9 protein-coding genes and 1 pseudogene are annotated in these 7,135 nt (G+C 39.8%); 5 read left to right on the top strand and 5 right to left on the bottom strand.

What is annotated here, in order from left to right; translation table 11 throughout:
* The 5 genes and pseudogenes from FJR08_RS20130 to minE form a co-directional block, all read left to right on the top strand.
* Positions 1-321, top strand: a pseudogene (locus FJR08_RS20130) (hypothetical protein); the annotation flags it as partial.
* Between the two features lie 10 nt (positions 322-331).
* A complete protein-coding gene (locus FJR08_RS20125) occupies positions 332-1,660 on the top strand; it encodes a four-carbon acid sugar kinase family protein (protein ID WP_168634332.1) in 1,329 nt (442 codons plus the stop codon).
* A 146-nt stretch (positions 1,661-1,806) separates the two neighbouring features.
* Positions 1,807-2,985, top strand: coding sequence for a septum site-determining protein MinC (minC, locus tag FJR08_RS20120; protein ID WP_174783175.1), 1,179 nt, complete (start codon positions 1,807-1,809; stop codon positions 2,983-2,985).
* Between the two features lie 208 nt (positions 2,986-3,193).
* Complete coding sequence (gene minD / locus FJR08_RS20115; protein ID WP_015079597.1) at positions 3,194-4,000, top strand: septum site-determining protein MinD; 807 nt, start codon at positions 3,194-3,196, stop codon at positions 3,998-4,000.
* A 37-nt stretch (positions 4,001-4,037) separates the two neighbouring features.
* Complete coding sequence (minE, locus tag FJR08_RS20110; RefSeq protein WP_168634331.1) at positions 4,038-4,343, top strand: cell division topological specificity factor MinE; 306 nt, start codon at positions 4,038-4,040, stop codon at positions 4,341-4,343.
* Positions 4,344-4,403: 60 nt separating this feature from the next.
* Here the strand turns inward: minE and aroF are convergent, their stop codons facing one another.
* The 5 genes from aroF to FJR08_RS20085 form a co-directional block, all read right to left on the bottom strand.
* The gene (gene aroF / locus FJR08_RS20105; RefSeq protein ID WP_168634330.1) at positions 4,404-5,444 is read right to left on the bottom strand and encodes a 3-deoxy-7-phosphoheptulonate synthase; all 1,041 of its coding nucleotides are present in this window, start codon (positions 5,442-5,444) and stop codon (positions 4,404-4,406) included.
* Between the two features lie 59 nt (positions 5,445-5,503).
* Complete coding sequence (locus FJR08_RS20100; RefSeq protein WP_148762267.1) at positions 5,504-5,863, bottom strand: type II toxin-antitoxin system RelE/ParE family toxin; 360 nt, start codon at positions 5,861-5,863, stop codon at positions 5,504-5,506.
* Positions 5,847-6,134 (bottom strand): type II toxin-antitoxin system Phd/YefM family antitoxin, encoded by a 288-nt coding sequence (locus tag FJR08_RS20095; protein WP_148762264.1) that lies wholly within the window; start codon positions 6,132-6,134, stop codon positions 5,847-5,849. The genes FJR08_RS20100 and FJR08_RS20095 overlap by 17 nt, the downstream gene beginning before the upstream one ends.
* Before the next feature lie 265 nt (positions 6,135-6,399).
* Positions 6,400-6,645 (bottom strand): type II toxin-antitoxin system RelE/ParE family toxin, encoded by a 246-nt coding sequence (locus FJR08_RS20090; protein ID WP_168634329.1) that lies wholly within the window; start codon positions 6,643-6,645, stop codon positions 6,400-6,402.
* A 114-nt stretch (positions 6,646-6,759) separates the two neighbouring features.
* Positions 6,760-7,029 (bottom strand): type II toxin-antitoxin system Phd/YefM family antitoxin, encoded by a 270-nt coding sequence (locus tag FJR08_RS20085; RefSeq protein ID WP_168634328.1) that lies wholly within the window; start codon positions 7,027-7,029, stop codon positions 6,760-6,762.
* Positions 7,030-7,135: the final 106 nt, after the last annotated feature.

Raw genomic sequence — 7,135 nt, 5'->3', positions numbered from 1 at the left:
GTTCAAGCTATAGATATTCATGATCAACTGACTAATTCTGGTAACTCCCAAAGTAGCATTAGCGACAGAGAACAGGTAATATCTGCACTATAACTGATTAGAGAAGATTTACTTCGCGCCTTAAAAAGTGAACGGATTTTGCGCGATAATAAAAAATTGCTTGCTAATAACCAAGATTTAGTGGTAAATAATTTAGCTAATCTGCAAACCTTACCAGTTAGTAGTCAAGCTAGTGAATATGCTCAACTTCTTAATCAATCATTACAGATTGCCTTAGATGTGCAAGCAGAACTTGTGAAAATTACAGAAAGTCTAGTTTAGATTTCCTAAAATGAATAACCAACCTAAAATAATTGTCCTTGATGATGATCCCACTGGTTCACAAACCGTCCATAGTTGTTTATTATTAATGCGTTGGGATGTAGAAACTTTACGTTTAGGATTAAAAGATGATGCTCCCATTTTCTTTATTTTAACTAATACTCGTTCTCTGACTCCAGAAGCAGCCGCATTTGTAACTAGAGAAGTTTGTCATAACCTCAAACTTGCCTTAGCAGCCGAAAAAATAGAGGATTTTCTCGTAGTTAGTCGTTCTGACTCCACCTTACGCGGACATTATCCTATAGAAACTGATGTTATTGCTGAAGAACTCGGTCCATTTGATGCTCATTTTCTTGTGCCGGCATTTTTTGAAGGGGGAAGAATTACCCGCGATAGTATTCACTATCTAATTATTGATGGTGTTCCCACTCCCGTACATGAAACAGAATTTGCTCGTGATTCTGTCTTTGGATATAATTACAGCTATCTGCCTAAATATGTGGAAGAAAAAACCAAGGGACGGATTAAAGAAGGTACTGTTACTAGATTTTTACTCGCAGATATCCGTGCTGGTAGTTTAGAAAGCTTGTTACAACTTGAGAATAATCACTGTGGTGTCGTAGACGGAGAACATCAAGATGATCTTAATATCTTTGCGGTAGATGTATTAACAGCCGCAAGTCGGGGAAAACGGTTTTTATTCCGTTCTGCTGCGAGTATTTTAACAGCTTTGGCTGCCTTACCACCCCAACCCATTGCTGCTGAAAGTATGGCAAAATATGTGCGCGATGGTAAACCTGGTGCAATTATTGTGGGTTCTCACGTTAAAAAGACAACTCAACAGTTAGAATCATTATTACAAGTTGAGGGAACGGTAGGCATAGAAGTTAATGTTGGCAGATTAATTGATGGTGGGGTAAATGAATCTGCTAAACTGCTAACGGAGATTCTCGAAAATGTCAAAGTAGTACATAATGCTGGTAAAACACCAGTAATTTATACTAGTCGGCAGGAATTGGCTTTTAAAGATGTCAAAACTAGGTTAGATTTTGGCAGTACAGTTTCCGCTTTACTTATGGATATTGTCCAGGGTTTACCATCTGATCTAGGATTTCTCATCAGTAAGGGGGGTATTACTTCTAATGATGTTCTCAGTACGGGACTGGCTTTAACTTCAGCCCGATTACTTGGTCAAATTTTAGCAGGCTGTTCAATGGTAATTACACCATCTGATCATCCCCTGTTTCCTAATTTGCCAGTTGTATTGTTTCCCGGTAATGTCGGCAATGCTGATGCTTTGGGAACGGTTTATCAAAGATTGATAGGGAATAGGGAATAGGCAAGAGGCAAGAGGCAAGAGGCAAGAGGCAAGAGGCAAGAGGCAAGAGTCTTACCAATTACCAATTACCAATTACCAATTACCAATTACCCATTCTCAATCTTTTATGAAAATCTCAAATTTTAGTGTATTTTGGCTAGTGCTGCATGAATTCTGATTCTGCTAAATCTGAGGAAATAAAGGCTGAATTTCCTAATTCAGAATCTATTTCTCATCAGGTTGATCAAGAGGTAAATAATTCTCATTCTGTCGAAAATAATGTAGATGCTGGTAATTCTGCTAAATCTGAGGAAATAAAGGCTGAATTTTCTAAATCAGAATCAGTTTTTCATCAAGTTGATCAAGAGGTAAATAATTCTAACTCTGGCGATATCAATCCAGATTTTGCTGATCATAAAGTAGAATCTGATCCTGTTATCCCTAATTCAGAGTTAAATTCAGTAATTGCCTTTTTAAAAGGTAATTCTGCTGCTGAAAATCCAGAATCTAATATGCCTAATGGGGGGGAATCTGGTTCGATTTTATCTGATTTACCAAGTGCTGATTTAGAATTACTAGGACAAAAGGTAGATCATAATATTCAAGTTCAGTTAAAAACTGAAGGAGAGCGACTATTATTGATTTTGCCCACGGAATCTCAAGTATCACCATCAGAATTCAATTGGTGGGAAATTTGGCAACAAATGAAACAGCGTCTCAATGCAGGCGATCGCTTACGGAAACCAAATACATCCCTGCATCTAGTAGCAAAAGATAGATTGTTAGATAATAGACAATTGCAAGATTTGGCAGAAACTTTAAATACATACCAAATTCAACTAAAATCCGTAGCTACCAGTCGGAGACAAACGGCGATCGCTGCTTGTACCCTGGGTTATTCCGTAGAACAAACCCAACTCCACACATCCCTCACTTCCGATATTCAACCGACTCCCAGCGCCCTAGCAGATGCCCTCTATCTGCAAATGACAGTGAGATCAGGTGTAGAAATTCGTCATCCCGGTACGGTAGTTATCTTAGGAGATATCAATCCTAGTGGTATCGTCATTGCCGATGGGGATATTCTCATTTGGGGAAGATTGCGGGGAGTTGCCCATGCTGGTGCCGGTGGGAATCGGGAATCTCTGATCATGGCCTTGCAAATGGAACCAACCCAATTGCGAATTGCTGATGCTGTCGCTAGATCACCAGAAAAAACCCTCACCAGCTTCTTTCCTGAAGTTGCACATATTACATCTGAAGGAATTCGCATTGTTAAAGCCGCTGATTTTTCCCGCAGTCAATTAAGTAGTCGGACGCAATTAGTTACACAAAATCTGATCTAAAATTCTTGCTTAGTTAAGAATCTACAGCAGCTTTCAACATTCAGCAGTAAAATCCTTTCGGTGCAAGGCTTGATGATTAAAATTTGTACCTCATTTACCTGCAATATGCTGTATATGTAATTAATTTCTGTTAGGTTACTAAAGTTAGAATCAATCAATAGCTTTAAATATTTTATTGTTGTTCCCTGAACTCTCATAAAGCATTATCATGACCCGCATTATTGTCATTACCTCCGGTAAAGGGGGAGTGGGTAAAACCACAGTTTCAGCTAATTTAGGAATGGCTTTAGCCAAAATAGGCAAACAAGTAGCCTTAATTGATGCAGATTTCGGACTGAGAAATTTAGATTTACTTCTGGGACTAGAAAATCGGATTGTTTATACAGCGGTGGAAGTTTTGGCTAGGGAGTGTCGTCTAGAACAAGCTTTGGTTAAAGATAAACGACAACCTAATTTGGTACTCCTCCCAGCTACCCAACATCGCAATAAAGAATCCGTCACACCTGACCAAATGAAGTTACTGGTAAATGCCCTAGCACAAAAGTACGAATATGTAATGATTGACTGCCCCGCAGGAATTGAAATGGGGTTTAAAAATGCGACTGCACCAGCCAAAGAAGCCCTGATTGTCACCACTCCCGAAATTTCCGCTGTCCGTGATGCTGACCGGGTAGTAGGATTACTCGAAGCCCAAGGTGTCAAAAAGATTAACTTAATAGTTAATAGAATTAGACCAGCAATGGTAGAGGCAAATGATATGATGTCTGTACAGGACGTTCAGGAACTTCTCGCCATTCCCATAATTGGAGTCATCCCCGACGATGAGCGGGTGATTGTCTCTACCAATCGGGGCGAACCTTTAGTATTATCAGACACTCCCTCTTTAGCTGCCACCGCTTTTGAGAATATTGCTCGGAGATTGGAAGGGGAAACTGTCGAATTTCTGGAGCTTGACTCATCTAGTAAAAGTATCTTCTCTCGGTTGAGAAAGATGTTGTGGTCAAAAATTGTTTAATTTATTTGCCAGTGTTTCTGCCTTACACATACCCGCAATGATTCTTGAAATTTTAGAAAAATTTTTTGCTCGTAGTCCCGATAACAGCCGCGATGATGTTAAACGTCGTCTGCAAGTGGTAATATCCCATGACCGTACGGACTTAGACCCCCAAACTTTAGAAAAAATGCGTCAGGAAATCCTGGAAATCGTTTGTCGCTATGTCGAAATAGAAACAGATGGTTTGGAGTTTTCCCTAGAAAGCAGCCAACGGACAACGGCTTTAATTGCTAATTTACCAATCCGTAGGGTTAAAGAAAGCCTAGATGAAACAGTTCTAGAAAATAGTGATATCCTACTGTAGGGGCGCAGGGTCTGCGCCCTGAATTGTCTTGGATTGGATATTAAAAAGCGAATGGGGGCGTTAATTTGGCCACCGTCCCATGAGGTGACCAATTACGGATAATTCTGACATTAATTTATCAAACAGGTCTGGGGTTAAAGATTGGGGTCCATCCGATAAGGCTTTAGCTGGGTTGGGATGTACTTCTATCATTAGCGAATCTGTACCCGCAGCGATCGCTGCCTTCGCCATAGCAGGAACAAACTCAGACCAACCCACACCATGACTAGGATCAATCATAATCGGTAAATGGGTCAATTTTCGCAAAACTGGCACAACCGATAAATCTAGGGTATTGCGAGTATATTGACGGTCAAAAGTTCTAATTCCCCGTTCACACAAAATCACATTGGGATTACCCGCCGCTAAAATATACTCAGCCGCCATTAACCAATCTTCAATAGTTGCCGCCATACCCCGTTTTAACAGCACTGGTTTCGGTTGCGCTCCTACCTTCTTGAGCATGGCAAAATTCTGCATATTTCTCGCCCCCACCTGAATCACATCAGCAACTTCGCCAATTTTCTCCAAGTCTTCCGTATCCATTACTTCTGTAATAATCCCCAGTCCGCTGACCTTTCGGGCTGTAGCTAACAATTCCAAAGCACTTTCACCATGACCTTGAAAAGCATAAGGTGAAGTACGAGGTTTATATGCCCCACCGCGTAAAAACTTCGCTCCCGCAGCTTTTACCCGCAGCGCCGTTTCTACAATCATTTCTTCATTTTCCACAGAACAGGGTCCAGCGACAACTACCAAAGGATGATGTTCACCAAACACCACATCACCTTGAGGACTATTCACCACCACTTCAGAAGCTTCTCCATGACGGAATTGGCGACTGGCTCGTTTATAGGGTACTTCCACTCGTAATACTTGCTCAATCCATTGACTCAATTCTTGAATGCGGGGCGGGTCTAAATCCGCAGTTTCCCCAACTAAAGCAATGACTACTTTATGTTGACCAATAATTTTTTCTGGTGTTAGTCCCCAGCTAGATAGTTCTGTTGTAATGCGAGTTATTTCTTCCTGTGGGGAACCAACCTTCATGACAATAATCATTTATGAGTTCCTTTTTAAGTAAATGTTTTATTTGCTTTTGCTGATAACCGATTTGTAGCTTAAGTTGATTTTTCTGGTTCGGTATTTTCGATATTTCTATAAGGTTGTCTCAAAAATTCTTCTCGTGTCATCCATTGTTGGGATGTATGCCGGATGTGATAAATTACAACAGCATCACCTTCAATGCCAAAAAGAATCCGATAGCGTTTGGAATAGAGAAGATATCGGATTTCTTGGCCTACTATTTCCTTTTCTGGTGCAACCGGACAACGGTGAGGCATGGAAGAAAGAGTATCAATTGCAGCAAGTAATCCATTAAACCAATTAGCCCCATTTACAGGAGAATCTTGAGACATCCACAAGTAAAATTCCTCCGCATCTTCTAGCGCTATTGGAGTAATTCTAACGGGGTATTTCATGCTTTAACCGTAATTCTTCTAATGCTTCTACCGCATCTTTTGTCTTTCCAGCAGCAGATTCAGCTATGCCTTGGCGAATTTTTGCGGCTGACCTTGCTAATTCTAACTCATCGAGTAATTCTTGATAAGATGCTGCATCCTGCATGATCACGGATGCTTTACCATTAACGGTGAGAATAATTGGTTTGTGACTTGACTGTATTTGTTCAATGAACTGTCTAGCATTGCGTTGAAAGTCTGAAAGGGGGTAAATTTCCCGTGCATCAAGCATTATTACTTCTCCATGAAATTCTCATGATATTTCATGTTAACTTATTAGTGTAAAAATTTCAAGCACAAAAGAATATCCGATAAAAAGTTTTATTCAATGGGCGATAAAAAGTGGTGGTGTTGACTGAGATACCAGAAGCGATGGCTGCGCCCGCCAAAGGCAACGCTAAATTAACCAATCTCATCGGTAATTAATTCTATCCCATTACTTAATTTTTTACGCTTATATCTATGTTGGGATTAGATTTGGTGGAAGAACCAAGAGTTTATTCCAATAACCGTTTCAATCTTTTGTAAACATCATCATTATTACGCTTACCAACTAAAATTACTTCTACTAAATCTTGATCTGGAAAGTATTTATAAACAATTCGATATTCACCACTATCTACTCGATAAAAACCCTGATAACCAGATAGTTGTTCACTATCATTTGGTAAAGGTTCAACATTCAAAGCCAAAACCTTTTTTGCTATTTGCGCTGCTATTTTAGGTTGTAACCCATTAGACATCTCCTAAAAAGATCGTAGAGACGTTCCATGGAACGTCTCTACAAGGGTTTCAAGTCACGTACATTTAATTCTCGGAGATGTCTATTGAGGAAATCAAGAACAGTTGCTAAACCATCAAGCCGCGCCATTAGCTAAATGCTCCAATGCAGATGTAAAAGCCTCTGTACCTACCATTTTTGATTGACTCAAAGCAGTTTCAGCATTTTGAACTAACTGCATATCTTCTAATTCTTGCAATCGAGTAATTAATTTTTGGTAGCTATCTGCGGAAATAATGACATGACTAGGACGTGATTGTTTAGTTAGTAATACTGGTTCAATAGCGGCTTTGTCAAAAACTTCACCGTGCTTATTCCGAGCATCTGTAAGACTATAGGTTTGCATAGAATGACTACTTTAGACACTTTGACTATATTCTAGCATAAATATTTTAGCAGTACTCATTGGTGTCAACTTAGGTTACAGATACTTCGACAAGCTCAGTACAATT

This window comes from Dolichospermum sp. UHCC 0260, assembly GCF_009711985.1.
Taxonomy (GTDB): Bacteria; Cyanobacteriota; Cyanobacteriia; order Cyanobacteriales; family Nostocaceae; genus Dolichospermum; species Dolichospermum lemmermannii.
Note: the sequence above shows the minus strand (reverse complement) of the source record. Positions and strands in the feature narration are given on the sequence as shown.